At 68.9% G+C, this 24,858-nt stretch carries 28 protein-coding genes; 21 read left to right on the top strand and 7 right to left on the bottom strand.

The genetic code is table 11. The features are described 5' to 3' along the window. Positions 1-37: 37 nt before the first annotated feature. The 5 genes from V6M42_RS10780 to V6M42_RS10760 form a co-directional block, all read right to left on the bottom strand. Entirely contained in the window at positions 38-790 is a 753-nt protein-coding gene (locus tag V6M42_RS10780; RefSeq protein ID WP_332678469.1) for an ABC transporter permease, read from the bottom strand. Further along, positions 787-1,551: an ABC transporter ATP-binding protein gene (locus V6M42_RS10775; protein ID WP_332678468.1), complete on the bottom strand. Its 765-nt coding sequence runs from the start codon at positions 1,549-1,551 to the stop codon at positions 787-789. The genes V6M42_RS10780 and V6M42_RS10775 overlap by 4 nt, the downstream gene beginning before the upstream one ends. Next, the gene (locus tag V6M42_RS10770; RefSeq protein WP_332678467.1) at positions 1,544-2,584 is read right to left on the bottom strand and encodes an ABC transporter substrate-binding protein; all 1,041 of its coding nucleotides are present in this window, start codon (positions 2,582-2,584) and stop codon (positions 1,544-1,546) included. The genes V6M42_RS10775 and V6M42_RS10770 overlap by 8 nt, the downstream gene beginning before the upstream one ends. A 672-nt stretch (positions 2,585-3,256) precedes the next feature. Then, complete coding sequence (locus tag V6M42_RS10765; RefSeq protein WP_332678466.1) at positions 3,257-4,246, bottom strand: alpha/beta hydrolase; 990 nt, start codon at positions 4,244-4,246, stop codon at positions 3,257-3,259. 52 nt (positions 4,247-4,298) lie between these two features. Then, positions 4,299-6,116: an ABC-F family ATP-binding cassette domain-containing protein gene (locus tag V6M42_RS10760; protein WP_332678465.1), complete on the bottom strand. Its 1,818-nt coding sequence runs from the start codon at positions 6,114-6,116 to the stop codon at positions 4,299-4,301. Between the two features lie 134 nt (positions 6,117-6,250). Between V6M42_RS10760 and V6M42_RS10755 the strand changes: the two genes are divergently transcribed. The 4 genes from V6M42_RS10755 to V6M42_RS10740 all read left to right on the top strand — a co-directional run bounded on the left by V6M42_RS10755 (position 6,251) and on the right by V6M42_RS10740 (position 8,808). After that, positions 6,251-6,721, top strand: coding sequence for a YcgN family cysteine cluster protein (locus V6M42_RS10755; protein ID WP_332659351.1), 471 nt, complete (start codon positions 6,251-6,253; stop codon positions 6,719-6,721). 208 nt (positions 6,722-6,929) lie between these two features. Then, positions 6,930-8,090 (top strand): phage portal protein, encoded by a 1,161-nt coding sequence (locus V6M42_RS10750; protein ID WP_332678464.1) that lies wholly within the window; start codon positions 6,930-6,932, stop codon positions 8,088-8,090. After that, complete coding sequence (locus V6M42_RS10745) at positions 8,090-8,317, top strand: hypothetical protein (RefSeq protein ID WP_332659348.1); 228 nt, start codon at positions 8,090-8,092, stop codon at positions 8,315-8,317. Before V6M42_RS10750 ends, V6M42_RS10745 begins: the two co-directional genes overlap by 1 nt. A gap of 14 nt (positions 8,318-8,331) precedes the next feature. Beyond that, a complete protein-coding gene (locus V6M42_RS10740) occupies positions 8,332-8,808 on the top strand; it encodes an HK97 family phage prohead protease (RefSeq protein WP_332678487.1) in 477 nt (158 codons plus the stop codon). On the opposite strand, the gene V6M42_RS10735 is transcribed toward V6M42_RS10740, so the two are convergent. Further along, entirely contained in the window at positions 8,735-9,523 is a 789-nt protein-coding gene (locus tag V6M42_RS10735; protein WP_332678463.1) for a hypothetical protein, read from the bottom strand. The genes V6M42_RS10740 and V6M42_RS10735 overlap by 74 nt on opposite strands. Positions 9,524-9,606: 83 nt before the next feature. Between V6M42_RS10735 and V6M42_RS10730 the strand changes: the two genes are divergently transcribed. The 8 genes from V6M42_RS10730 (at position 9,607) to V6M42_RS10695 (ending at position 13,302) form a co-directional block, all read left to right on the top strand. Beyond that, a complete protein-coding gene (locus V6M42_RS10730; RefSeq protein WP_332678462.1) occupies positions 9,607-10,833 on the top strand; it encodes a phage major capsid protein in 1,227 nt (408 codons plus the stop codon). Positions 10,834-10,939: 106 nt separating this feature from the next. After that, positions 10,940-11,206, top strand: a complete 267-nt coding sequence (locus tag V6M42_RS10725; RefSeq protein WP_332659344.1) for a head-tail connector protein — start codon at positions 10,940-10,942, stop codon at positions 11,204-11,206. After that, on the top strand, positions 11,203-11,496 hold the full coding sequence (locus V6M42_RS10720) for a phage head completion protein (RefSeq protein ID WP_332659343.1): 294 nt from the start codon (positions 11,203-11,205) through the stop codon (positions 11,494-11,496). Before V6M42_RS10725 ends, V6M42_RS10720 begins: the two co-directional genes overlap by 4 nt. After that, complete coding sequence (locus tag V6M42_RS10715; protein ID WP_332678461.1) at positions 11,493-11,906, top strand: DUF3168 domain-containing protein; 414 nt, start codon at positions 11,493-11,495, stop codon at positions 11,904-11,906. Before V6M42_RS10720 ends, V6M42_RS10715 begins: the two co-directional genes overlap by 4 nt. Beyond that, positions 11,903-12,313: a phage major tail protein, TP901-1 family gene (locus V6M42_RS10710; protein WP_332678460.1), complete on the top strand. Its 411-nt coding sequence runs from the start codon at positions 11,903-11,905 to the stop codon at positions 12,311-12,313. Before V6M42_RS10715 ends, V6M42_RS10710 begins: the two co-directional genes overlap by 4 nt. Continuing rightward, positions 12,313-12,606 (top strand): GTA-gp10 family protein, encoded by a 294-nt coding sequence (locus V6M42_RS10705; protein ID WP_332659340.1) that lies wholly within the window; start codon positions 12,313-12,315, stop codon positions 12,604-12,606. The genes V6M42_RS10710 and V6M42_RS10705 overlap by 1 nt, the downstream gene beginning before the upstream one ends. Positions 12,607-12,623: 17 nt before the next feature. Next, positions 12,624-12,779, top strand: coding sequence for a phage tail assembly chaperone (locus tag V6M42_RS10700; RefSeq protein WP_332659339.1), 156 nt, complete (start codon positions 12,624-12,626; stop codon positions 12,777-12,779). Next, a complete protein-coding gene (locus V6M42_RS10695; RefSeq protein ID WP_332678459.1) occupies positions 12,772-13,302 on the top strand; it encodes a phage tail tape measure protein in 531 nt (176 codons plus the stop codon). Before V6M42_RS10700 ends, V6M42_RS10695 begins: the two co-directional genes overlap by 8 nt. Positions 13,303-13,317: 15 nt before the next feature. On the opposite strand, the gene V6M42_RS10690 is transcribed toward V6M42_RS10695, so the two are convergent. Further along, positions 13,318-13,803: a DUF805 domain-containing protein gene (locus V6M42_RS10690; protein WP_332659337.1), complete on the bottom strand. Its 486-nt coding sequence runs from the start codon at positions 13,801-13,803 to the stop codon at positions 13,318-13,320. 113 nt (positions 13,804-13,916) lie between these two features. Between V6M42_RS10690 and V6M42_RS10685 the strand changes: the two genes are divergently transcribed. The 9 genes from V6M42_RS10685 to V6M42_RS10645 form a co-directional block, all read left to right on the top strand. Beyond that, positions 13,917-14,546 (top strand): DUF2460 domain-containing protein, encoded by a 630-nt coding sequence (locus V6M42_RS10685; RefSeq protein ID WP_332678458.1) that lies wholly within the window; start codon positions 13,917-13,919, stop codon positions 14,544-14,546. A 2-nt stretch (positions 14,547-14,548) separates the two neighbouring features. After that, positions 14,549-15,202, top strand: a complete 654-nt coding sequence (locus V6M42_RS10680; RefSeq protein ID WP_332678457.1) for a baseplate hub domain-containing protein — start codon at positions 14,549-14,551, stop codon at positions 15,200-15,202. Then, positions 15,199-15,648, top strand: a complete 450-nt coding sequence (locus V6M42_RS10675; RefSeq protein WP_332659334.1) for an NlpC/P60 family protein — start codon at positions 15,199-15,201, stop codon at positions 15,646-15,648. The genes V6M42_RS10680 and V6M42_RS10675 overlap by 4 nt, the downstream gene beginning before the upstream one ends. Further along, entirely contained in the window at positions 15,649-19,374 is a 3,726-nt protein-coding gene (locus V6M42_RS10670; RefSeq protein ID WP_332678456.1) for a baseplate multidomain protein megatron, read from the top strand. It begins immediately after the preceding gene. A 124-nt stretch (positions 19,375-19,498) separates the two neighbouring features. Next, positions 19,499-20,437, top strand: coding sequence for a DnaJ C-terminal domain-containing protein (locus V6M42_RS10665; RefSeq protein ID WP_332678455.1), 939 nt, complete (start codon positions 19,499-19,501; stop codon positions 20,435-20,437). Next, positions 20,437-21,588 carry a phosphoserine transaminase gene (locus V6M42_RS10660; protein WP_332678454.1) on the top strand — a complete coding sequence of 384 codons (1,152 nt, stop codon included), beginning with the start codon at positions 20,437-20,439 and terminating at the stop codon, positions 21,586-21,588. Before V6M42_RS10665 ends, V6M42_RS10660 begins: the two co-directional genes overlap by 1 nt. 82 nt (positions 21,589-21,670) lie before the next feature. Next, complete coding sequence (locus tag V6M42_RS10655; RefSeq protein WP_332659328.1) at positions 21,671-22,966, top strand: adenylosuccinate synthase; 1,296 nt, start codon at positions 21,671-21,673, stop codon at positions 22,964-22,966. Between the two features lie 86 nt (positions 22,967-23,052). Continuing rightward, positions 23,053-23,838: a response regulator gene (locus V6M42_RS10650; RefSeq protein ID WP_332678453.1), complete on the top strand. Its 786-nt coding sequence runs from the start codon at positions 23,053-23,055 to the stop codon at positions 23,836-23,838. A gap of 103 nt (positions 23,839-23,941) precedes the next feature. Beyond that, positions 23,942-24,858, top strand: a 917-nt coding sequence (locus tag V6M42_RS10645) for an aminotransferase class V-fold PLP-dependent enzyme (RefSeq protein WP_332678452.1), incomplete at its 3' end; no start/stop codon positions are given.

The raw sequence follows: 24,858 nt of genomic DNA, 5'->3' as shown, positions 1-24,858 counted from the left end.
CGCAAGGGGCTGCGGCGGGCGCCCGGCGGACAAACGGCTAGAGGGTTCGGCGGCGCACGGCGCGTTCCAGCGCGCTGACCAGTCCATTGAGCGCCAGGCCCATGAACATCAGCAGCGCCAGGGCCGCGAGCATGTCGGCCGTTCGCAACCGGTTGCCGGCTTCAAGCAGGCGCCAGGCGAGGCCCTGGGTCGCGCCGGAGCCGGAGACGAACTCGGCCACCACCGCTCCGATCACCGCCAGGCCGGAGGCGACCCGCAGTCCCTCGAGCATGAACGGGAGCGCTGCGGGCAGCCGCAGCCGGATCAGGCGCTGGAGCGGGCTGGCGCGGTAGAGATCGAACAGCCGTTCGAGGTCCGGATCGGCCGCCTTGAGGCCGGTCAGAACGCCCGAGAAGAGGGGGAAGAAGGCGACCGCGGCGGCGAGGGCGACGACGGCGCGGTCAGCATGGTCCAGGCCCGTCCATATCAGCACCAGGGGCGCGATGGCGACGACTGGCGTCACCTGCAGCGCGACGGCCAGCGGTCGTACGGCCCGTTCAGCCGGACGGCTCAGGGAGACGATCAAGGCGAGGCCGCCGCCCAGAAGGGCGGCGACGATCAGGGCCTGCAGCGCCATCCAGAAGGTGGCGACGGCCGAGGCGGCGAGGACGGGCGCGCGGTCGACCATGGCGACGGCCACGGCGCTGGGCGGGGGCAGGAAATAGGCCGGGACGTGCAACGTCCGACAGGCCATTTCCCACGCCGCCAACAGAAGGGCGGTCAGCAGGAGGGGCGGAAGGAGACGAGTCATGCGGCCGCCTGCGGCGGCGTCATGGCATCGGCGAGCGCCCGGGCCAGCGCCTCCACCGCGCCGCGATAATCGGCATGCATCCGCCAGCTTGCCGGACGCGGCAGGGATCCGGGCAAGGCCTGTTCCGCGGCGAGGCGTCCGGTCCCCGCATCGAGGACCAGGGCGCGGCGGGCCAGATAGACGGCCTCCTCGACATCGTGGGTGACGAAGACGATGGCGGGCCGGGGCGAGCGAGCGGCCCATAGCCGGTGCAGATCCTCGATCAGGCCGCGGCGGGTGATGCTGTCGAGGGCCGCGAAAGGCTCGTCGAGGAGCAGCAGATCGGGTTCAGTGACCAGCGCCCGGGCCAGCGACACCCGCATGGCCATACCGCCGGAGAGCTGGCGGGGACGGGCGGTGAAGCGGTCGCCGAGGCCGACGGCTGACAGCGCGCCTTCCGCCCGGCGGCGGGCTTCCGAACGAGGGACGCCGGAGATTTCCAGGGGCAGGGCGACATTGGTCCGGGCGTCGGCCCAGGGCATCAGGGTGGCGCTCTGGAAGACGAAGCCGGTCCGGCCGGGCCCGGCGCCGCGTCCAGTCTGTCCTTCGGCGGGCTTTTCCAGCCCTGCGAGCAACCGCAGGATGGTGGACTTGCCCGCGCCCGAGGCCCCGACAAGGGCGACGATCTCTCCCGGCGCGATGGACAGGTCGACAGGGCCCAGGGGCGGGCGACCGGAGTAGCGGACGACGGCGCCCGAGAGCGCGGCCGTCGGCTCAGCCACGGCCGGGCAGGTACTGGGTGGTGAAGGCCTTTCGCCAGTCGAGGCCGGCCGGATAGACGCCGGCGCCCGAGGTGACGTCGAAGAAGGCCTGCCAGCGTTCGGCGGTCATGGCGCCGAGGCCGTAGAGCGCGGCGTCGCCGCCGTCGACGATGCCGTTGGCCTTCAGCTTGGCCCGGGCCTGATCCAGTATGTCCTGGGTCATTTCCGGATTGTCCTTGCGTATCAAGGCGTCAGCCGCCTTGCCGTCGCCCTGGATATAGTCGCGCCAACCCTCGGCCGAGCCGGCGATGAAGCTGCGCAGGGCGGTGGCGTTGTCGCGGGCGAAGGCGTCCGGGGCGAGGACCATCGTGGCGTAGGAAGGGTAGCCCTCATCGGCCAGCAGGAAGACCTTGGGCGTGAAGCCCGCCTCCTGCTCGATCGTATAGGGCTCGGACGTCAGATAGCCCTGCTGCACCGCCCGCTCGTCGGCCAGGAAGGGCGCGAGGTTGAAGGTGTATTTGCGCACCTGGTCGTCGGTGAAACCGTATTTGGCCTTCAACCAGACCCAGAAGGCGGTGATCGAGGCGTCGGCCAGGAGGAACGGGCGTCCCTGGAGGTCGGCGATGGATCTGAGCGCCGGATCGGGATGGGCGATCAGGACCTGGGGGTCCTTCTGGAAGAAGGCGGCGACGGCCTTCACCGGAGCGCCCTCGGCGACGAGGTTCAGGGGGATGAAGCTGTTGGAGCCCATGCCCAGCTCGACCGCGCCCGAGGCCAGCAGCTGGGGCACGTTCACGCCCGGACCGCCCTGGATGATCTGGACGTTCAGGCCGCGACGGGCGTAGGCCCCCGAGGCCAGGGCCTGGTAGAAGCCGCCATGTTCGGCCTGGGCGCGCCAGTCGGTGGCGAAGCGCAGGCGGACGCGGCCTTCCTCATCGACCGGAGCTTCGGCGCGTTGGCAGGCCGAGACGGCCGCCACAGCCGCCATCGCGCCGGCGCCCGCGATCACGGCGCGGCGGTCGGGCCGGAAACGGCGATTCCCACGCAAGGTCATGCCTTGGTTTACGGCTCAGCCGGGAGAAGGGGAAGGGGGCGTTCAACTGGGGCGCGCCCCGGTCCGAACCTGAGGTCCCGCCGGAATTGAGCGAGGGGACGAAGGTCCCCGGCGAACCGGCTTCCCTCGTCCCCTCGCCAAGTCCGGGTTGGACTTGGCCATTGAGGTTCAAGACCCTGGCCTTGCATCAGCGGGGCGAACCCCGGCGATGGTCGGCTGTATCCTGTCGCGCTCCTGGTCTCCGGCGTTCCACGAGGTCGAGCCTCGCGCCGTCCATCGATCCCGATCCGGTTCCCTCCGGGTTTTCTCCGGCCGAAGCCTTTGAAAAATCCTTTGGGCCTTGATCCTGTCTCCCGTCCGTTAAGGTCGAAACCCCCCGGTGCGTTCGATCAGAGAGCCGGGCCGGTCCGCTTTGAGCCCCGGGTCTCCCCGGTTTTCCGCGCCGCCGTGTCCCTCGGCCTGATCAAGCTCGCTCCGATCAGCGGAACTGGCAAGCGGTCCGGAATGACCGGCTGTGGACGATGTTGGGGATAAAGTTTGCAGGCCGGGGATCGTCTTGTGCGGATCGAGCAATTTTCTTTGATTCGTGAGGCTCTTGCGATTTCTGCACAGGGACGATGTTTCGAGCGAATTTTTCGCCCGAACGGCCTGTTTTCCGACCCTGATGATGGGTCAGGCGGCCTCGAGGACGGCCATCCGCTGTTCGAGCCAGGCCTGAATTTCCGCCAGGGCGCGCACGGCGAGGGGGCCGCCGAAGTGAATGAAGCCGTGCGGGGCGAGCGGCACTTCCAGCAATTCGGCCTCTCCTGACCAGGCGTCGGCCATCAGGCGGCTGTCGTCCCGAAGGGGGTCGAGGTCGCCGGACACGAACAGGGCGGGCGGCAGATCGCGCAGGTCGGCGTAGAGCGGGGAGATGTCCGGACGGCGACGGCCGGCCTCGTCGCGGTCAGGCGTCAGACGGCCGAGGTCGGAAGCCAGGGTCGGGCCATTCAGGATCAGGGTCTCGGGGCCTGCCGCGCGCGCGGAGGGCGTGCCGGACAGGTCGTAGACGCCGTAGGTCAGAACGCACCCCCGGAAGGCGCCCAGGCGTCCTTCATCGCGCAGGGCGAGGGCTGTGAGCGCGGCCAGATGGGCGCCGGCTGACTGGCCCGACAGGAACAGGCGGTCGGTCCCGAAGCGTTCCCCGGCGTTTTCCGCCAGCCAGCGGCCGGCGGCCATGCAGTCGGAAAGGGCGTGCTGCATCAGCACGCCGCGGGGCTCGCTGAGGAGACGGTAGTCAACTGAGACAACGGCCAGGCCGGCCTCGGCCGCGAGGTCGGCGTTCAGGTGGTCGTTGAGGCCGGCGCTGCCGACCACCCAGCCGCCGCCGTGCATGTCCAGCACGACACCGCGCGGCGGACCCGGAGGATTGAGGATGCGGATAGAGACGCCGCCGTCCTCGGAAGGGACGCGGACAGTCTCGACCCGAACGCCACGCTGTTTGAGCTGGGCCGCGGTGACCCACGCCGCCGTGTCGCCGAAGCGGCTGCTGAGCCACTGGGTCGCCGCAAGCCGCCAACCGTCAGCCTTGAGGCGGGGCACCAGCGCCAGCGCCGCATTGCCTCGCGCGGCGGCGCGGCGTTCGGCGGGCGTCAGTTCGAGACGGCGAATCCGGGCGGTCATGGGCGGACGCTAGCCCAGCCGCCGGTTGTGCGCGATGCGGCTTTCTGGCCGCTCAGGCCGACAGGGCTTCCCGCTTCGCTTCCAGCTCCAGCCATTCCTCCTCGGCGGCCGCGAGGAGCGACCGGGCGCGGTCGGCGTTGGCGGTTGCGCGGTCGAAGGCCTTGCGGTCGCGGGCGTAGAGGTCGGGGTCCGACAGGGTCGCGTCGTGGCGGGCGATGTCTTCCGGCAGGGAGGCGAGCAGGCCTTCCAGTTCCTTCAGCCGGTGGGCGTCCTTGAAGGTGAGCTTGCCGGGCTTCTTCGGCGCCAGGGCCGGAGCCGGAGCGGCGGCGGCGCGCTGGGCGGCGTCCTTGTCCTGCGGGCGCGGGTTGGCGCCGGGCTGGAGGAAGCCGGGGTTCTGGCGGATGAAGTCGGTCCAGCCGCCCGGCGTCTCGACGATGTCGCCGCGGCCGTTCATGGCGATGGTCGAGGTGGCCAGACGATCGACGAAGTCGCGGTCGTGGCTGACCAGGATCAGGGTGCCGTCATAGGACTCGAGCAGCTCTTCCAGCTTGTCGAGCGTATCCATGTCGAGGTCGTTGGTCGGTTCGTCGAGCACCAGCATGTTGGCGGGCTTGGCCAGCGCGCGGGCCAGCAGCAAGCGGTTGCGTTCGCCGCCCGACAGGGTCGAGATCGGCTGGCGCAGCTGGCCCTCCTGGAACAGAAAGTCCTTGGCGTAGGCGGCGACGTGTTTGGATATCCCGCGCACCAGAACGCTGTCGCCGCCGCCGGGAGTCAGGGCGTCCCACAGGGTCATGTCCGACTTCAGGCCTTCGCGGGACTGGTCGAGATAGACGGGCTCAAGATTGGCGCCGAGACGGACCGCGCCCTCATCGGGCTTGAGTTCGCCGAGCAGGATCTTGACCAGGGTGGTCTTGCCGGCGCCGTTGGGGCCGACGATGGCGAGGCGGTCGCCGCGGATGACGCGGGTGGTGAAAGGCTTGATGACCGGCCGGTCGCCGAAGGATTTCGAGACGCCCTTCAGGTCGGCGACCAGCTTGCCGGAGGCGACGCCGGAATCGACGCCGAGGTTCAGCTCGCGGGGGATGTCCTTGACCCGCATGGCGCGGTCCTGGCGCATGGCCTCCAGGGCGCGGGCGCGGCCCTCGTTGCGGGTGCGCTGGGCCGTGATGGACCGGTAGAAGGTGTAGGTCTCGGCCTCGATGCGCTTGTTGAGGCGGCGCAGGGATTCCGCCTCCTCTTCCATGACCTTGTCGGCCCATTCGTCGAAGGCGGCGAAGCCCTTGTTGAGGGTGCGGACGCGGCGACCTTCGAGCCAGTGGCAGGACTGGGTGACACGGTTGAGGAAGGCGCGGTCGTGGCTGACGACGAGGACGGAGAAGCGCGCCTGGAGCAGTTCTTCCTCGAGCAGTTCGATGGCGAGGATGTCGAGGTGGTTGGTCGGCTCGTCCAGCAGCAGCAGGTCGGGCTCTTCGGCGAAGGCCTTGGCGAGGGCGGCGCGGCGGGTCTCGCCCCCGGACAGATTGACGGCGGGCTTCGCCGGGTCGAGGCCAAAGGTGGTCAGCCAGGCCTCGGCGGTCCAGCGTTCGGCGCCTTCGGAGGCGGCGTAGTCGAGCAGGGTCTCGCCGGTGATGACGGGTTCCTGGGGGACATAGGCGAAGCGGGTGCCGGCCTGGACCGAGCGGTCGCCGGCGTCAGGCTCGATCAGGCCCATGACCATCTTCATCAGGGTCGACTTGCCAGCGCCATTGCGGCCGACGAGGGCGGCGCGGGTGCGCGGCTCCACGGCGATATCGACCCCGTCGAACAGCGGGCGCTGGCCGTCCTGGAGACGAACATTCTTGAGGGCGACGAGAGGAGGACGGGGAGCCATGGAAACCCTGGACACGCGGCACGGCGGGGAGGCCGTGCGGTCGAAGGCGGCCATATAGGGGGTTAGGACCTTTGTGACCACCGCGCCGGCGCCTTGTGGGAGACATGAGGGCCTCGAGGGGCTAACAGGCGCCGATGGAACGGCCCTTCTGGCAAACCAAGCGCCTGGAACAGATGACCCGCGAGGAGTGGGAGAGTCTGTGCGACGGCTGCGGCCTGTGCTGCCTGGTGCGGTTCGAGGACGAGGACACCGGCGAGGTGGTTCCGACACGGGTTCACTGCAAGTTGTTCGACCCGGACCGCTGCACCTGCACCGACTACGCCAACCGTCGCGAGCATGTGCCGGACTGCATCAAGCTGACGCCGTGGAACATCGAGGCATTGAGGTGGATGCCCTTGTCGTGCGGATACCGCCGGATCAACGAGGGGCGGGGACTGGCGGACTGGCACCCGCTGGTTTCGGGCGACCCTGACAGCGTGCACAGGGCCGGGGTGTCCGTGAAAGGGCAGACCGTGTCGGAACTGGCGCTGGAGAAGTCGGAGGACGCTCTGGATTTCGAGGCGCCCGAGTGGATGCTTGAGCGGGGCGGGGACAAGGACGGCTAAGGAGCCGGCGTGCGGGTCATTCGCGGATCTATAGTCGCATTCACGAGATAAAGGGTCTCCAGAACAAGGCCTTGCACTTTTCTCGCGGCGATTTTCCAGCCTTGGTGCGCTGGTCGGCTAGTCTTTGGGCATGACGGGAAATCAGGACCGGGCCGGGCGGCCGGCGGCGTGCTGACGCCCGGAGGCGGACCCTCTCGAAAGGATGGACATGCAGAAGCTGCGCTGGCCGATGGGCCGCCGCGGGCGTGGAGCCGCGCCTGAAATCAAGGACAGCCGCGCCGGGCCGCTGATCGCGCTGACCAGCGGCGGCCGGGCGCGGTGGACGCCGCGCGACTACGCCCATCTGGCGGTGGAGGGGTTCGGGAAGAACGCCGTGGCCTATCGCTGCGTGCGCATGATCGCGGAGGCGGCGTCGTCGACGCCGCTGATCGTGTTCGCCGACGGGGTGCGGGCGCCGGACCATCCGCTGGCGAGACTGCTGGCGCGACCCAATCCGGAACAGTCGGGGGCGGAGTGGCTGGAGGCGCTGTACGGCGCGCTGCAGACGGCGGGCAACGCCTACGCCGAGGCAGTGGGCGATGCTGAACCCGAGGAGCTCTGGAACCTGCGGCCCGACAGGGTGAAGGTGGTTCCGGGGCGCGCCGGCTGGGCCGAGGCCTGGGACTATTCGGTGGATGGCCGATCGGTCCGGATCGGCCGGGCGGCGGACGGCTGGATGCCGGTGATGCAGCTGAAGCTGTTTCATCCAACGGACGATCACTACGGGTTCTCGCCGCTGGAGGCGGCGGCAGCGGCCATCGATGTGCACAATGCGTCAGGGGCCTGGAACAAGGCGTTGCTGGACAATGCGGCGCGACCCTCGGGCGCGCTTGTCTATGGGGCGAAGGACGGCGAGCGACTGACAGCCGAGCAGTTCGAGGGCCTGCGGGCGCAGGTCAACGACAGCCATGCCGGGGCGATGAACGCCGGACGGCCGATGATCCTGGAAGGCGGGCTGGACTGGAAGCCCATGAGCTGGACGCCCGCGGATATGGATTTCATCGCCGGCAAGCATGCGGCGGCGCGGGAGATCGCCCTGGCGTTCGGGGTGCCGCCGCAACTGCTGGGGATCCCCGGCGACGCGACCTACGCCAACTATCGCGAGGCCAATGCAGCCTTCTGGCGGGGGACGGTGGTGCCGCTGGTCCGGAAGACGGCGGCGGCCCTGGGCGGATGGCTGGGCGGGCGGTTCGAGGGGATCAGGATCGAGGCGGATCTGGAGGCGCTGCCGGCGCTGCAGCCCGAACGCGATGCGCTGTGGGCGCGACTGAACGCAGCGACCTTCCTGACGGACGAGGAGCGGCGGCGGATGGCGGGAGTGGGCAAGTGATGGAAAGCCTGAGGAAGATTCCGATAGCGCTGATCGTGGCGTTGACGGTCCAGACGATCGGCGGACTGGTTTGGGCCGGCGGCGCGGCGGCGAGGATCGCCAGCCTGGAGGAACGGGTCGCCGAGCAGCGGCTGGTGGCCGAGCGGCTGGCGCGGCTGGAGGAACAGAGCGTCGCCACGCGGGCGTCGCTGGACCGGATCGAGGACAGGCTGGAGGGCTGGGGGTGACGATTGTCGCATCCGTGGACGCGGGTCTGGAGATCGAAGGCTATGCCTCGTTGTGGGGCGTCGCCGATCTGAACGGGGACGTGGTCGCCAAGGGAGCCTTCGCCGCCAGTCTGGCCAGGAGCGGCGCGCGTGGCGTCCGGATGCTGCACCAGCATGAGGGCCGCGCCGTGGTCGGGGTCTGGGATGAGATGATCGAGGACGAGCGCGGTTTGTTTGTCCGGGGCCGGATCATGGACTGGTCAGCCGAGGCGCGGTTCGCCGGAGCCTTGTCGAAGGCCGGGGCGCTGGATGGGCTGTCGATCGGTTTCCGCAGCAGCCGGGCGCGACGCGAGGGGCGGTTGCGGGTGCTGGTCGAGGTGGAACTGTGGGAAGTGTCGCTGGTGACGTTTCCGATGTTGCCCGGCGCCCGGTTCGGCGTCAGCGGGTACGGGCGAGACCGGCGAGCATCCGGCCCAGTTCGCGCATCAGGGCGGGCCGGCGGAACAGATTGACCAGACCGTAGACCGCGAAGAATCCCAGGAAGCCGAGCGGCAGCCGGAACATGACGGTGGCGGCCAGAAGAGCGAGGCCGATGATCACCCAGGACTTCAGGGTGTTTGAGAGCGGCTGGGATGAGGATGTTTCGACCCCCTTGTCCTTCGACGGTTCCGTGAGACCGAACAAGGCGTCGAGCGACAGCTGGGGAGCGCTCGGCAGCGGCTCCTGAAGCCGCTGCAACGGGCCGGCGTTCACAAGCGGCCTGTCGGGGGTGACGGGTTCCGGCTCGGGATAGCGATGCAGGTCCAGCAGAGGACTGGGCGGCATCAGGGCGACGGGATCGAAAGCGACCGACTCCCCGGCGGCGTCGATGGTGAACACCTGGTCGAAGGGGACCGTGGCGAAGTCGATGTCGCGCGTGTCCTGACCGTATGAGTCGCCGAAGAGATAGAGCAGCCGGCCGGCGCGCAGTTCGACCTGGAAGGCAACGGGATCCGGCAGATCGCCGACCATGGCGTGTGTCGTGCCGAAGCGGCCCGTCGGCGTGGTCATGGGCTCGGGACGGGTCCGGTCGACGATCAGTTCAGTGAGCAGGCCCGAGCCGGTGTTGCGGCGCTGGCCCGGAAGGCTTTCAGCGAACTGGCCCGCGAGGTCGGGAGCGAGGTCCCGCAATTCCCAGGCGAGGGCGTCGAGGACGGCAGTCTCGAGCGGGGTGAAGCGAGGGCTCACCCGGCGACCAACGCCAATTTTCCAAGAAGGCGGTTCACGCCTCGACCCTAACCGCAACCCGCGGTTCTTCAACCGGAGAGATCATGAAAGAGACCAAACAGGCCCCGGCCACGCCGGAGGCGCGCGCCGCCATGCACGAGATGATGGCCGCGTTCGAGGCGTTCAAAGGGGCGAACGACGCCCGGCTGGACGAGATCGAGAAGAAGGCTTCCGCCGACGCGCTGCTGGAGGAGAAGGTGGCGCGGATCGACCAGGCGGTGGCCGGCGCGCAGGCGCGGCTGGATCGCGTGATGAGCGAAAGCCGGCGGCCGGAGCTGGGGTCGGTCCCCTCCTCCAAAGGAACAGGACTGGAAGAGAAGGCGGCGTTCGACGGATATCTGAAGACCGGGCAGTCGTTCGGGCTGGAGCTGAAGGCCGGGTTGAGCACGGCGTCGAACTCGGCAGGCTACGTCGTGCCCGAACAGACAGAGCGGGCCATCGAGCGCAGGCTGATGGCGGGATCGCCCATGCGCGAGATCGCGACGGTGCGCACCGTGGGAGCCGGGGTTTTCAGGAAGCCGGTCTCGACGGCGGGCGTGGCGGCAGGCTGGGTGGCCGAGACGGCGGCCCGACCGGAGACGGACCCCGCGACCCTGGCGTTGCTGGAGTTCCCCTCGGCCGATCTGTACGCCAATCCGGCGGCGACGCAGTCCCTGCTGGACGACGCCCTGATCGACCTCGACGAATGGCTGGCCGCCGAGGTCGAGGACGCATTCGCGGCGCAGGAGACGGCGGCCTTCGTCACGGGCGACGGAGTCAACAAGCCGAAGGGCTTCCTCAGCTATCCGATCGTGGCGGATGCGAGCGCCGTCTGGGGAGAGATCGGCTATGTGGCGTCGGGCGGAGCCGGGGCCTTCGCCTCGACCAGCCCGGCGGACCGGCTGATCGACCTGGTCTATGCGCCCAAGGCCCAGTACCGGCCCAACGGGCGGTTCGTGATGAACCGCAAGACAGTGTCGGCGGTGCGAAAATTCAAGGACGCCGACGGCAACTACATCTGGCAGCCGGCGCAGCGGGCGGGCGAGACGGCCAGTCTGCTGGGCTATCGGGTGACCGAGATCGAGACGATGCCGGACATCGCGGCCAACAGCGCGGCGATCGCGTTCGGCGACTTCCAGCGGGGCTATCTGATCGTCGACCGGGCGGGCGTGCGGGTGCTGAGGGATCCGTATTCCGCCAAGCCCTATGTGCTGTTCTACACCACCAAGCGGGTCGGCGGCGGCGTGCAGAATTTCGACGCCATCAAGGTGATGAAGTTCGCGGCGAGCTGACCCAGGCAGGCGGCGACAGGCGGCAGGCGACGGCGAGGCGACGGGGTTGGAATTCCTGTCTGTTCGCTGACGCCTGCCGCCTCCCTTCCAACATCGGAGACATCCCATGACCGCACCCGTCGCCCTGGCGGAGGCGAAGCTGTTCCTGCGCGTCGAGCATGACGCCGAGGATGCGCTGATCCAGACGCTGATCGATGCGGCCCGGGCCCGGGTCGAGGGGGAGGTGGGGGCGCCCCTGCTGTCCACCTCTCCGGCGCCGCTGAGGCTGGCGATCCTGATGCTGGCGCTCAGGGCCTATGAGCGGGAAGAGCCGGCGATGCCGATCGCGCCCGTGGAGGCCTGGATCGCACCGTATCGCGAGGCGCGGCTGTGAGGTCGCTGGCGGGCCTGTTCGAAGGCGTTGGATCAGAGACGCCCTACGGCGGGCGGGCCGTCAGTTGGGAACCGTTGGGCTCGGCCTGGCTCAAGCTGGGAAAACTTCGAACGCGCGAGCGGTCGGAGGCGGGCGGCCTGCGCACCGTCGACACCGTTACGGCGGAGACGCGGGCGGATGTCCGGCTGGAGCCGGGCCGGATGCTGAGATTTGGCGGCGGCGACTGGCGGATCGTGTCGGGCGAGACGGTCGGCGGGCAGGCGATCCTGAACCTGGAGCGAATGCGATGAGCGCGCACGAACTGGCGCTGCAGAAGGCCTTGATCGCCCATCTGAAAGAGGACGCGGCGGTGCAGGCGCTGTTGGGCGAACCGGCGCGGATCTGGGATGCGCCGCCCGATCGGCCGGTGTTTCCGCATCTGCTGATCGGCCGCAGCGAAAGCCGGCCGGTACGAGCCGACGGAGGAGGGGTCGAGCATGCGCTGACCTTGACCGTCGTGTCGCGGTTTCGCGGGACCGAGGAAGCCAAGGCGGTGCTGGCGGCGGTGCGGCTGTGTCTGACGCACGCCGTGCTTGAGGCGGATGGAGCGCGGACGGTGAACCTGAGGGTCGCGTTCGCGGATGTGTTTCCAGGCGCGGACGGAGCGCGGACATTTGCGGTGCTGCGGGTACGCGCCGTCACGGAGGAGGTCGGATCATGAGCGCACAACGCGGCAAGGACATTCTGCTGAAGATCGAGAACGCGCCGGGCGTGTTCACGACGGTCGCTGGTTTGAGGGCGCGGACAATCAGCCTCAACGCCCGCTCCGTGGATGCGACCGACGGCGACAGCGCCGGGCGGTGGCGCGAGCTGCTGGGCGGCGCGGGGGTCAAGTCGGCGGCCGTGGCGGGGCAGGGGATTTTTCGCGACGCTGCCTCCGACGCCCTGATCCGTGAGGCCTTCTTTGATCAGGCGGCCCGGGCCTGGAGGCTGATTGTGCCGGACTTCGGCGTTCTGGAGGGGCCGTTTCTGGTCGCGGCGCTCGAGTATGCGGGCGAGCACGAGGGCGAGGCGACGTTCGCGATCAGTCTGGCGAGCGCCGGCGAGGTTACGTTTGGCGCCCTGTGATGGGAATCAACGGGGCGCGAGGCGAGACGAAGGCGGTTCTGGCCGGACGTGAACGGCGGTTGTGCCTGACCCTGGGTGCGCTGGCGCAGATCGAGACGGCGCTGGGGCTGGAGTCTGTCGGCGCGCTGGCGGAACGGATGCGGGCGCTTTCGGGCAGGGACCTGGTGGCGGTGCTGGCCGCTCTCCTGCGGGGCGGCGGGGAGCTCGAATTGGCGACTGACCTGGACCGCGCGGCGATCGATCCGCGCGAGGCGGCGGAGGCGGTGGCGAAGGCCTTCGCAGCGGCCGCGTGAAGACGCCATGGAGCGAGATGACGCGCACCGCTGCGATGCTGGGTGTTGCGCCGGAGGCGTTCTGGCGGCTGTCGCTGAAGGAATGGCGGATGTTGACGGATCGGCCGGCGAGCGGCGCGCCTATGGGGCGTACGGATCTGGTGCGGATGACGGAGGCGTGGCCGGATGAGTGACAGTTTCGAACCGGCCGGGCTGGACGCGGTGCCGATCAAGGCGGCTGAGGCGGCCGCGGCCCTGGAAGGCCTGCGGGAGCCGGCGGAACGGGCGGCAGCCTCGATCGAGGATGCATTCGGTCGGGCGGGAGAAAGCCTGACGCGATCGCTGGCGCGGGCGGCGGCGGACGGAGAGGTGACGCTGGCCGAACTGGCGCGCGCGATGCTGGCGGCGGTGAATGCGGCGTCCGGATCGGGCGGCGGGGGCGGGTTGTCGGACGCAATCGCCCAAGCGGTGCAGACGATCTTCCCGGGCGCGCGCGCGGATGGCGGGCCCGTCGCGGGCGGCGGCGCCTATCTGGTCGGCGAGCGAGGACCGGAGGTGTTTCGCCCCTCAGGCCCCGGCGTGATCGAGCCGGTCGGCGGAGCCGGCGTCGTCGTCAACGTCCGTGTCGACGGCGGCGCCCAGGGACTGCTGCGGTCGGAAGGGCAGATCGCCCAGATGCTGGCGCGCGCCGTGTCGCTGGGCGCGCGCAGGCTCTGAGCGCTGCCGTCGGGTTCAGAAGCCCTTGGGGTTGGGCCCGAAGCGGTTGTCGCCGGGCTGGCTGTCGGTGACGCCGATCCAGAGCAGAAAGCCGAGATTGACCAGAGCAAGCACGGCCAGAACGCCGAGGATCGGGCCAAGCAGGGCCAGGATGGCGGCCGGCTCCTCGCGTTCGAGGGCCGCGGCGCTGGTGATGGCCGTGACGCCGACGGTGACGAAGGCGAAACAGACCCCGACGATGTTTACGACCCAGGGGATCGCCGCAAACCAGCCGCTCTTCCCCATGTCGTGCAAACGCTTCACGGCGATGGCCAGGCTGGGCCAGATCAAGGCGATGGAAAGCAATGCGCCGAGCAGGGGAATCCAGCCGGCGACGACGCTGAGTCCCAGGCAGATCAGCCAGCCGATCCAGAAGTGAGAGCGCCGGGTCCGGCCCTCGAACGAAAACAGAAGCTTCTGCCAGTCGAAGCTTTCAATCCGGGACGATGTATCGAAGCTCATAGCGCCCTCCCACGCGATCCGCACCCTTGAGGCCGGCAGGGGGAGGATGACGTACCGGCGTTTGCTCGACAAGCAAAAGCGAACCCGGAAATGAACCTGAGAGGAGAAGCGGGATGTCGTTTCACGAGGTGAGGCTGCCTGCGCGGCTGGCGTTCGGATCGACGGGCGGCGTGGAGCGGCGCACCGAGATTGTAACCCTGGGGTCGGGTTTCGAGCGGCGTTCGACGCCTTGGGCGCAGGGGCGGCGGCGCTATCTGATCGGCGCCAATCTGAGGTCCCTGGACGACATGGCGGCCATGACCGACTTCTTCGAGGCCCGCCACGGCCGCCTGTTCGGTTTCCGGTTCCGGGATTTCTTCGACTTCAAATCCTGCGGGCCCGGAGGATCGGTCACCGCGGCCGACCAGGCGCTGGGCGAGGGTGATGCGGCGCGCACCACGTTCGCGCTTCTCAAACGGTATGGCGACGATGAGACCGCACCGGAACGACGGATCGCCAAGCCGGTTGAGGGCACGGTGCGGTTGGCCGTGGGCGGCGTCGAGCAACCGGAAGAAAGCTTCACTGTCGATCATGTCACCGGACTGATCACGTTGGACGAGCCGCCGGACGTCGGGGCGGTGGTGACAGCGGGATTCGAATTCGACACGCCGGTGCGGTTCGATACGGACCGGATCGAGGTCACGCTGGAGAGCTTCAACGCCGGACGGATGGCGGCTGCGCCCCTGATCGAGGTGCGGGTCTAGTCATGCGCGACATACCTGAGGAAATGGCCGCCCGCATTGAGAGCGGGGCGGCGACGCTGTGCCATGCGTGGGTGTTGCGACGGACGGACGGGGTCGAGCTGGGGTTTACGGACCATGACCGGGATCTGACCGTCCAAGGAGTCGAATGCCGGGCGGCGAGCGGTTGGACTTCGGGAGCGGCGGACGGCGCCGTCGGTTTCACGGCCGGATCCGCAGCCATTGCCGGGGGATTCGATGACGCGGCGATCCGGGATGAGGACGTCGAGGCGGGCTTGTACGACGGCGCGGATGTCGCGCTGTGGCGGGTGGATTGGGCGCGGCCCGACCTCAAGGTGCGGCTGTGGACCGCGAGGTTGGCGCGGCTCCGGCGGGAGGGGGGAGGTTTCGTCGCCGAGCTGGACGGGCCCCTGGCGAGACTGGAGCGGGTGGTGGGGCGGACCTATGGGCGGCTGTGCGACGCCGTGCTGGGCGACCCGCGCTGCGGGGTCGATCTGACAGATTTCCCCGGCATCGGTTGCGACAAGCGCTGGGCGACCTGCATCGGGACATTCGCCAACGGGATCAATTTTCAGGGGTTTCCGGACATTCCCGGGGACGACTTCCTGACCGCCGTTCCGGTCGAGGGCGGTCGGAATGACGGCGGCAGCCGGCGGTGAGCTGTCGGGCGGCGTCGATCGCGAGGGCCTGGCTGGGCACGCCCTACCGTCACCAGGCGAGCGTGCGGGGCGAGGGCGCGGATTGCCTGGGCCTGGTCCGCGGGGTCTGGCGCGAACTGGTGGGAGGCGAGCCGGAGCCGACCCCGTCCTATCCTGCCGACTGGGCCGAGGTCGGGGGCGAGGAAACCTTGCTGGCGGCTGCGCGGCGCTGGCTGAAGGAAAAGCCCGTCGCGGAGGCGAAGGTCGGCGACGTGCTGATGTTTCGCATGGCCGCCGGATGCCCGGTCAAACACTGCGCCATCCTTAGCGACCTTGGCGGCGCCGAGGCCCGGATGATCCACGCCTACTGGGGCCGGGCGGTGGTCGAGAGCTGGATGGGCGTCTGGTGGCGCCGACGGCTGGTGGCGGCCTTCGGCTGGCCGGCTGAAGGACAGGGAGACGACTGAATGGCGCAGGTGATCCTGACCAGCGTGGGCCAGGCGGTGGGCGGACCGATCGGCGCGGTCATCGGCTCGATGGTTGGCCGTGCGATCGATCAACGCGTCATGTCCAGCCTGGAGCCGGCGCGGCAGAAGGGGCCGCGATTCGAGACGCTGAAGGTGCAGGGGACGGCCGAAGGCGCGCCTGTGCCGGCGGTGTTCGGTCGCGCGCGCGTAACAGGTCAGATCATCTGGGCGGCGCGGTTCCTGGAAGGCCGGAACACGTCCGCCGGTGGAAAAGGCGGACCGCGAACCACCGAGTACGACTATTCGCTGAGCTTCGCCGTCGCGCTTTGCGAGGGCGAAATCGACGGCGTGGGTCGGGTGTGGGCCGACGGGCGGCCCATGGACCTGTCGAGGGCCACGATGCGGGTGCATCGCGGCGGCGGCGATCAGACGCCGGATCCGTTGATAGAGGCCGTGGAGGGCGACGCGCCGGCCTATCGCGGCGTCGCCTATGCGGTCTTCGAAGACCTGCCGCTGGGCCCCTACGGAAATCGGCCGCCGCAGCTGTCGTTCGAGATATTCCGGAGGGCAGGCGTCGGCGGAACGGCGCTTGAGGATCGGCTTGAAGGCGTGTGTCTGATCCCCGGCGCGGGGGAATTCGTGCTGGCGACCGATGTCATCAGGCGCCGCGAGGGCCTGACGCGGACGACCGCGGAGAACGTCCATGGCGGAGATGGCCGGACCGACTTCGTCGTCTCGCTGGATCAACTGATGGCTCAGGCGCCGGCGCTGAAGCGGGTCAGCCTGGTCATCGGATGGTTCGGGACCGACCTGCGGGCGGCGCATTGCACGGTCCGCCCCGGGGTCGAGCGGGTGGCCAAGGCGACGGAACCGCTGGCCTGGTCCGTCGCAGGGCTGACCCGCGGGCATGCGCACGTGATTTCGGAAAACGACGGCGGGCCGGCCTATGGCGGGACGCCTTCGGACGAGAGCGTGAGGCAGGCTGTCGCGGAGATCAAGGCGCGGGGACTGGAGGTCACCCTGTATCCCTTCGTCTTCATGGATGTGGCTGCAGGAAACGGGTTGCCCGATCCCTATGGCGCAACCGAGCAGGCGGCCTATCCGTGGCGCGGGCGAATGAAGGGGCGCGACGGGGCGCAGGCTACGGCGGACATGTCGGCGGTGTTTGGCGCGGCGGACGGCTGGGGCCTGCGGCGTCTGGCGCTGCACTATGCCGGTCTGGCGGTCGAGACGGGGGCGGATGGGCTGCTGATCGGCTCGGAGATGCGCGGCCTGACGTGGACCCGAGACGCTGACGGCGGGTTTCCCGCCGTCAGCCAGTTGAAGACGCTGGCGGCCGAGTGCCGCGCGGTCGTGGGACCGGATGTGGCGATCAGCTACGCGGCCGACTGGTCAGAGTATTTCGGACGGCACGACGGCGCCGATGTGATCTTCCATCTGGACCCGCTGTGGGCCGATGCGAACATCGATTATGTGGGTATCGACTGGTATCCGCCGCTCGGCGACTGGCGGGCGGAGGACGGCGGCGTCGATGGCGCAGCGTTCCCCGGGCCGGACGATCCAGGCTATCTGGCGGGGCAGGTGAACGGCGGCGAAGGCTTCGACTGGTTCTACGCTTCGAACGCCGATCGTGCGGCGCAGGCGCGTACTGCGATCAACGATCTGGCGCACGGCGAGCACTGGGTGTTCCGGCCCAAAGATCTGAAGGGCTGGTGGAGCCATTCGCACCATGACCGGCCCGGCGGGTTGAGGAGTTCAGCGCCGACAGGCTGGATTCCGGGCATGAAGCCGATCCGGCTGACGGAGTTCGGTTGCGCAGCGGTGGACCGCGGGGGCAATGCGCCGAACCTGTTTCAGGACCCGAAAAGCTCCGAAAGCAGTCTGCCGCCATTCTCGACCGGCGCGCGCGATGATCGGATGCAGCGGCGCGCGCTGGAAGCGGTGTTGGACCACTATGCCCGTCCGGAGAACAATCCGGTCTCGGATGTTTATGGCGGGCCGATGCTGGCCGGCGCAGATGCCTGGTGCTGGGATGCGCGACCCTGGCCGGCCTTTCCGGGACGAAGGGATGTATGGGCCGATGCCGGCGCGTGGCGGACCGGGCACTGGCTGAACGGACGCCTGGCCGGTGAGACTCGCGACCTGATTGCGGCGGTGCTGGAGCGAGGCGGCCTGGCCGAGAATGATTTCCATATCGCCTCTGCGAGCGGGGCGGTGCAGGGGTATGTCATCGACCGGCCGATGCGGACCCGGGATGCGCTGGAGCCGCTGCTGGCGGCGCTGGGACTGGTCGCGGCCGAGCAGGGCGGAAAGATCGCGGTGATCGGGGAGGCGAGATCAGAAACCCCGCTAGGGCTCGATGCCTTGGCCCTGCCGGAGAAAGGAACCAGCATCCGGGGGGATCGCACCCTGGAGGCGCGGCCGGGCGCGGCGCGCGTCAGGTTCATCGACGGCGACGCCGACTATCAGACGGGCGTGGCGGTCGCCCGATCGAGTGGCGCGGGCGGCGGGATCGATCTGGATCTGCCGGCCGTGTGTTCAGCCTCTTTGGCGCGGGCCGCGGCGGAGCGCGCGCTGGAAGGCGGGGCGCACCAGCAACTGACGGTGGCGCTGGGACCGAGGGAGGCGCTGCAACTTGAGCCCGGCGACGGCGTCACGGTCGAGGGTCATGCCGGCGGGTGGCGGGTCATGCGGCTGGACGTGGATGAAACACCCTCGGCGGTGCTGGAACGGGTGTCGTCCGTGACGGTGGGGCCGGACGACGGCGAGCCGTCTGCCCGTGATGAGAGCGCCGGGGGCGGGGCGCCCTTCTTCCGGATCGTGGAACTGCCTCCGCTGATCGGGAAAGAGGCGGACGACCGTCCGATCGCATTTGCGGCGGCCGAACCGTGGCGGCCGATGCGAGTGTTTGCCGGAGCGTCCGAGGACGCGCTGACGGTGCGAGGCGATGTCGCGCGACCGGTAACCGTGGGCGTGCTGACGGAACCATTGAAGGCAGGTCTGCGCCATCGTTGGGACCCGGTGAACTCATTGGCTATCCGTATCGAGGGACGAGCGCCCGAAAGCCGATCGCTGATCGCGGTGTTCGCAGGCGGTAATGCGGCGGCGGTCGAAACGGCGGACGGCTGGGAACTGCTGCAGTTTCGGGCGGCGGAGCTTATCGGCGAAGGCGTCTGGCGGCTGGGCGGATTGCTGCGCGGTCAGCAGGGTACGGATGGCGCCATGGCGACCGGGGCAGCGGCTGGAGCGGTCGTTGTTCTTCTGGACGTCGAGCCGGCGCGAGCCGAATCGACGCGGGCCGAGCGGGGACTGCCGCTGATCTGGCGTGCGGGGCCGGCAGGCGCACCGGCGGGCGGGCCATTGGTGACGGAAGTCGCACATACCAGCAGCGGCGTGCATGACCGACCCTGGTCTCCTGCCCACCTGCGCTCGAAGTCCCGGATCGACGGCGGGTTCAATCTGGCCTGGATCCCGCGGGCGCGGATCGACGGGGACCGCTGGGACGGCGAGCCGACCTCGGCTGATCCCAAGCGGTTCCGGATCAGGATACTCGCGGGAACCGTGGCGCTGAGAACCTTCGAGGCCGAAGGCGAGGACACGGTCTATACCGGGGCGAGCGCCGCGGCTGATTTCCCCGGCGGTCCAGACTCCGAGGCGGCTTTCGCGGTATCCCAGTGGGGCGAGGGATACGGCTGGGGCGCTGAAGCGAAGGCGCCGCTTGGATAGCCGTGTCAGAGTTTTCGGCGCCGCGCCTTTGCGGAATCCCCACGATGCCCTAACTGATCCATTCGGTATTCAGTGGGCTGACGCGCTTGGCGCTGCTTGAGCCCGGCGCAGGAGCGATTTCTACGTGGCGGGCGATCCCTACAAGGAACTGGGCGTTTCGAGGGGCGCGAGCGCGGACGAGATCAAGAAGGCGTTCCGCAAGCTCGCCAAGGAACTGCACCCCGACAAGAACCCCGGTAACACGGTCGCCGACGAACGGTTCAAGCGGATCACCGCCGCCTTCGACCTGCTGGGCAACAAGGAAAAGCGCTCCAAATTCGATCGTGGCGAGATCGACTCCGACGGCCGTGAGCAGTTCCGCGGCTTCGGCGGCGGGCAGACGCGCGGCGGGCCGGGCGGAAATCCCTTCGGCCAAGGCGGGGCGCGGCAGCAGGGTTTCGAGAATATCGATCTGGACGAACTGTTCGGCGGCATGTTCGGCGGCGGAGCCAGGCCCGGCAGCGCGCGAGGCGGCGGCTTCGGCGGTGCGGGCCTCGGACGCGGAGCCGACGTCAAGGCGACGCTGGAGATCAGCCTGGAAGATTCAATCTCCGGCGCGACCCGGCGCATCCAGTTCTCTGATGGACGGACGCTGGACGTGACGATACCCAAAGGGGCCGCCGACGGTCAGACGATCCGGCTGCGGGGCCAGGGCGCGCCCGGCGCTTCCGGACGCAGCGAGGCGGGCGACGCCCTCATCACACTCAAGCTGGCGCGGCATCCTGTGTTCATGCGCGAGGGCGCGGATTTGACGATGGACCTTCCGGTGACGCTGTCCGACGCCGTTCTTGGCGGCAAGATTCCGGTCCGGACGCCGGAGGGAACGGTCTCCATGACCATCCCCAAGGGATCGAACTCGGGCAAGGTGTTGCGGCTGAAGGGGCGGGGCGCCTTCGCGGACGGCAAGCGGGGCGACCTTCTGGCCAAGCTGATGGTCATGCTGCCCGATGAGGAAAACGCGGCGCTGACGAAGGTCGCGCAGAGCATGCGGGACGCCGGCCCCTACAAGCCATGGCGCGATTGATGGCCAACCGGCCGAATGTGAAGCCCGCGCGGCCTTGGTTTTCATCAGGGCCGACGGCGAAGCGGCCGGGATGGTCGTCGCAGGCGATTCCGCATGACCTGCTGGGTCGCGGCATCCGCGCGCCCGAGGTGGTGGAGCGTTTCGCGCATGGCCTGAGGCTGACACGCGAACTGCTGCAGGTCCCGGCGGACTGGGTGCTCGTCTACATACCCGGCTCTGACACCGCGGCGGTCGAGGCCGCCATGTGGTCGATGCTGGGCGAGCGACCGGTGCAGGTCCTGGCGTTCGAGAATTTCGGCAAGGTCTGGGCGAGCGACGCGGTCGATCATCTGAAACTGGACGCCGAGCTGCTGACCGCCCCGTGGGGCGGCTGGCCGGACACCTCCAGGGTGGATCCGGCGAAGGACCTGGTGTTCCCCTGGAACGGTACGACCTCGGGCGTGTGCGCGCCGGACGGCGAATTCATCGCGGACGACCGCGAGGGCGTGGTGATCTGCGACGCGACCTCGGCGGCGTTCGCCATGACCCTGCCCTGGAGCAAGCTGGATGTCGTGACGTTCAGTTTCCAGAAGGCGCTGGGCGGCGAAGCGGGCTTGGGCGTGGCGGCGCTCTCGCCGCGCGCGGTCGAGCGGCTGGACCGTTATAAACCGCCGCGCAGCGTGCCCAAGGTGCTGCGGTTGCGGGACGCGAACGGTTTCGACCGCATGCTGGCCAACGGGTCGATGCTCAACACCTTCTCGGTCTGGACGATCGAGGACTGGATCGATGCGGTCGAATGGGGACTGGCCGAGGGAGGGCTGGACGCCCTGATCGCTCGGACGAACGCAAACGCCGCCGCGCTGGATGCCTGGGTGCGACGGACGGATTGGGTCGAGTATCTGGCCGATCACCCGACGACGCGGTCGACGACCTCGGTATGCCTGCGGATTGTGGATCCGCGTGTGACGGCGATGGACGACGATGGCCGACGGGCGCTGGTCATCCGGATGAAGGCGCTGGTCGAGGGAGAAGGCGCAGCCTTCGATATCGAGAGCCACCGCAATGCGCCGGCCGGCCTGAGAATCTGGTGCGGATGCACGGTGGATGTCGCGGATATCGAGGCGCTGACGCCCTGGCTTGACTGGGCCTTCGAGACCGCGCTGTCGGAATAATCATCCGGCGACGGGACACCCGCCGATTCCCCCGCTATAGGCTGCGCCCGCATTCCGAAATCCCGGACAGCGGAGAACAGTCTTGGCGAACGTCGCAGTGGTCGGCGCCCAGTGGGGCGACGAGGGCAAGGGCAAGATCGTCGACTGGCTGTCGAACCGGGCAGACATGGTCGTACGGTTCCAGGGCGGTCACAACGCCGGCCACACGCTGGTCGTGGACGGCAAGGTCTACAAGCTGGCGCTGCTGCCCTCGGGCGTGGTGCAGGGCAAGCCCTCGATCATCGGCAACGGCGTGGTCGTCGATCCGTGGCATCTGGTCGGCGAGATCGAGAAGATTGAAGCGCAGGGTATCCGGATCAGTCCGGACGTACTGATCGTCGCCGACAACGCCTGCCTGATCCTGCCCATCCATCCGGCGCTGGACGTGGCGCGCGAGGCGGCGGCCAGCGCGCCCGGGGCCCGGATCGGCACGACGGGGCGCGGCATCGGCCCGGCCTATGAGGACAAGGTCGGCCGTCGCGCGATCCGGGTCTGCGACCTGGCCAGCGCCGAGGATCTGAAGGTCAAGATCGACCGGCTGCGGGCCCACCACGACCCGCTGCGGGCCGGGCTGGGTCTCGAACCGATCGATCCGGAGGCGCTGTTGCGCCAGCTGCTCGAGATCGCGCCGAAGATCCTTCCGTATGTGCAGCCCGCATGGCGGGTGCTGGACAAGGCGCGGCGGGACGGCAAGCGGGTGCTGTTCGAAGGCGCGCAGGGCGCCTTCCTCGACGTGGACCACGGCACCTATCCCTATGTGACCAGCTCGAACACCGTGGCGGGACAGGCGGCGGCGGGATCGGGCATCGGCCCCCGCGGCGTCGGCTATGTGCTGGGCATCGTGAAGGCCTACACGACCCGGGTGGGCGAGGGGCCCTTCGCCTGCGAGCTGAACGACGAGGTCGGCGAGCATCTGGCGACCGTCGGGCGCGAGGTCGGAGTAAACACCGGTCGGGCGCGCCGATGCGGCTGGTTCGATGCGGTTCTGGTGCGCCAGTCTGTGGCCATCAACGGCATCGACGGTATCGCCCTGACCAAGCTGGATGTCCTGGACGGTCTGAAAACGCTGAGGATCTGCACCGGCTATCGCATCGACGGCGAGGTGCTGGATTATCTGCCGTCCAGCCTGAAGGCCCAGGCCGCGGCCGAGCCGGTGTTTGAGGAACTGGAGGGCTGGAGCGAAAGCACCGCCGGCGCCCGCAGTTTCCGCGACCTGAACGCGAATGCGATCAAGTATGTCCGGCGCATCGAGGAACTGATCGGCGCGCCGGTGGCCTTGCTGTCGACGAGCCCGGAACGTGACGACACGATCATGATGCACGATCCCTTCCGGGGCTGACGACGTTCAACCGCCCTTAACCGCCTGCCGTTAAGGATGATCGTCCGGTGCGGAGGTAGTGCGTCTTGTTTGCTGTTGATCGTCGCGTGCTGACGAAACTGGCCCCGATGTTGCGGCGGGTTCTGATCGTCGATCCGAACCCGCATTCCGCGCGCATGCTGACCGAGATCATCAAGGGACTGGGCGCCGCGGAGATCGTGGTCGAACCGAACACCGACCGCGCCTTGCGCACCGCGGCCGAAATGGAACCGGGCATCATTTTCACGGAACGGACCGGCGACAAGCTGGACGGGGAGGCGCTGGCGCGCAACGTACGGCGGTCGCATCTGGCGTGCCGCCGCGTCCCGATCATAATGGTGACGGCCGAAGCGACCGCCAGCACCATCCTGGGCGCCCGGGATGCGGGCGTGCACGAGTTCCTGCGCAAACCCTTCACCAGCGGCGATCTCCTGAAGCGCGTCGAGAACGTCGCTCTCAAGCCGCGGGACTGGGTCGAGGCTGTCGGCTATGTCGGACCCGACCGGCGGAGGTTCAATTCGGGGGAATTTTCCGGTCCGAGCAAGCGCAAGGCCGACAAGCCCGCGACGGGCGCAGCCGCGGATGCTGCGGCCAGGGATCAGGCCATGCGCATTCTCGCTTCGGCCCTGGATCAGTTCGATAGCGATCCCGCCCAGGCCGTCCGGGCCATCCGGCAACAGGCCGCCCAGCTGAAGACCCTGGCCATGAAGGCGTCGGATTCCCGGCTCGTGGTGGCTATCGGCGCGCTTGAGGTCAGCCTGGCTTCAGGGGCGGCGACGAAGGAAACTCTGGCGGCGCCGATCGGAACCCTGCTGGCCATGGCTCCGGTCGAACCGGCGAAGCGGGCGGGCTAGGCGCCGCCGAATTCAGCAAAGCAGGTCTCGATGACGCCGCTAGATGCGGGGCGCTCCCTGTCGCTGTAGAGAGCAATAGCCGTCCTCCTCCGGAGCCTCGAGAATGACGACCCGCCAGACCTGTCTTGATCTGGACGCCGCCGATCCGTTGGCCGGGGTGCGTGAGCGGTTCAGCTTGCCGGACGGGATCATCTATCTGGACGGCAACTCCCTGGGCGCGCTGACGCGCTCGGCCCTGGTACGGGTGACTGAAGCGACCGGCCAGCAGTGGGGTCGGGAGTTGATCTCAAGCTGGAACACCCACGGCTGGATCGGCCTGCCGCAGCAGGCGGGACGCAAGATCGCGCGGCTGATCGGCGCGAAAGTCGACGAGGTCATCGCCGCGGACTCAGTGTCCGTAAACCTGTTCAAACTGGCTGCGGCCGCCGTGCGGACGCAGGGTCCCGGGCGGACCGCGGTGATCATCGAGCGGGGCGATTTCCCGACGGACCTCTACATCCTGCAGGGGCTCGCGGCCGCGATCCCGGAAATCGAGCTTCGGGTCGTTGAGGCGGGCGGTTTCCAGGCGGCCCTGGACAACCGAACCGCCCTCGTCCTGCTCAGTCACGTCCACTATCGCAGTGGCGCGGTCCGCGACATGGCGGCCCAGAGCGCGTCGGTGCGGAAGGCCGGAGCGCTGAGCCTGTGGGACCTGAGCCATAGCGCCGGGGTGCTGGACGTGCGCCTCAACCGGGACGGCGCCGATCTGGCGGCGGGTTGCGGCTACAAATATCTGAACGGCGGTCCGGGCGCGCCCGCATATCTGTTCGTGGCGAAGCGGCATCAGGACATCCTGCGCAATCCGCTCTCAGGGTGGATGGGGCATGCCCGGCCGTTTGACTTCGAGGACGACTACCGGCCCGCCGCCGGGATCGACCGCTGGCTGTGCGGCACGCCCCCGATCCTGAGTCTGACGGCCCTGGACGCCGCTTTGGACGCCTTCGACGACGTGGACATGGGAGAGGTCCGCGCCAAGGCGGG

This window comes from Brevundimonas sp., assembly GCF_036677305.1.
In the GTDB taxonomy this organism is placed as follows: Bacteria; Pseudomonadota; Alphaproteobacteria; order Caulobacterales; family Caulobacteraceae; genus Brevundimonas.
This window is presented reverse-complemented; position numbering and strand designations above follow the sequence as displayed.

Coding starts and splice junctions, on each gene's coding strand:
- V6M42_RS10780 (WP_332678469.1), bottom strand. CDS start 790: ATGACTCGTCTCCTTCCGCCCCTCCTGCTGACCGCCCTTCTGTTGGCG.
- V6M42_RS10770 (WP_332678467.1), bottom strand. CDS start 2,584: ATGACCTTGCGTGGGAATCGCCGTTTCCGGCCCGACCGCCGCGCCGTG.
- V6M42_RS10765 (WP_332678466.1), bottom strand. CDS start 4,246: ATGACCGCCCGGATTCGCCGTCTCGAACTGACGCCCGCCGAACGCCGC.
- V6M42_RS10760 (WP_332678465.1), bottom strand. CDS start 6,116: ATGGCTCCCCGTCCTCCTCTCGTCGCCCTCAAGAATGTTCGTCTCCAG.
- V6M42_RS10755 (WP_332659351.1), top strand. CDS start 6,251: ATGGAACGGCCCTTCTGGCAAACCAAGCGCCTGGAACAGATGACCCGC.
- V6M42_RS10750 (WP_332678464.1), top strand. CDS start 6,930: ATGCAGAAGCTGCGCTGGCCGATGGGCCGCCGCGGGCGTGGAGCCGCG.
- V6M42_RS10745 (WP_332659348.1), top strand. CDS start 8,090: ATGGAAAGCCTGAGGAAGATTCCGATAGCGCTGATCGTGGCGTTGACG.
- V6M42_RS10730 (WP_332678462.1), top strand. CDS start 9,607: ATGAAAGAGACCAAACAGGCCCCGGCCACGCCGGAGGCGCGCGCCGCC.
- V6M42_RS10725 (WP_332659344.1), top strand. CDS start 10,940: ATGACCGCACCCGTCGCCCTGGCGGAGGCGAAGCTGTTCCTGCGCGTC.
- V6M42_RS10715 (WP_332678461.1), top strand. CDS start 11,493: ATGAGCGCGCACGAACTGGCGCTGCAGAAGGCCTTGATCGCCCATCTG.
- V6M42_RS10710 (WP_332678460.1), top strand. CDS start 11,903: ATGAGCGCACAACGCGGCAAGGACATTCTGCTGAAGATCGAGAACGCG.
- V6M42_RS10705 (WP_332659340.1), top strand. CDS start 12,313: ATGGGAATCAACGGGGCGCGAGGCGAGACGAAGGCGGTTCTGGCCGGA.
- V6M42_RS10700 (WP_332659339.1), top strand. CDS start 12,624: ATGACGCGCACCGCTGCGATGCTGGGTGTTGCGCCGGAGGCGTTCTGG.
- V6M42_RS10695 (WP_332678459.1), top strand. CDS start 12,772: ATGAGTGACAGTTTCGAACCGGCCGGGCTGGACGCGGTGCCGATCAAG.
- V6M42_RS10690 (WP_332659337.1), bottom strand. CDS start 13,803: ATGAGCTTCGATACATCGTCCCGGATTGAAAGCTTCGACTGGCAGAAG.
- V6M42_RS10685 (WP_332678458.1), top strand. CDS start 13,917: ATGTCGTTTCACGAGGTGAGGCTGCCTGCGCGGCTGGCGTTCGGATCG.
- V6M42_RS10680 (WP_332678457.1), top strand. CDS start 14,549: ATGCGCGACATACCTGAGGAAATGGCCGCCCGCATTGAGAGCGGGGCG.
- V6M42_RS10670 (WP_332678456.1), top strand. CDS start 15,649: ATGGCGCAGGTGATCCTGACCAGCGTGGGCCAGGCGGTGGGCGGACCG.
- V6M42_RS10660 (WP_332678454.1), top strand. CDS start 20,437: ATGGCCAACCGGCCGAATGTGAAGCCCGCGCGGCCTTGGTTTTCATCA.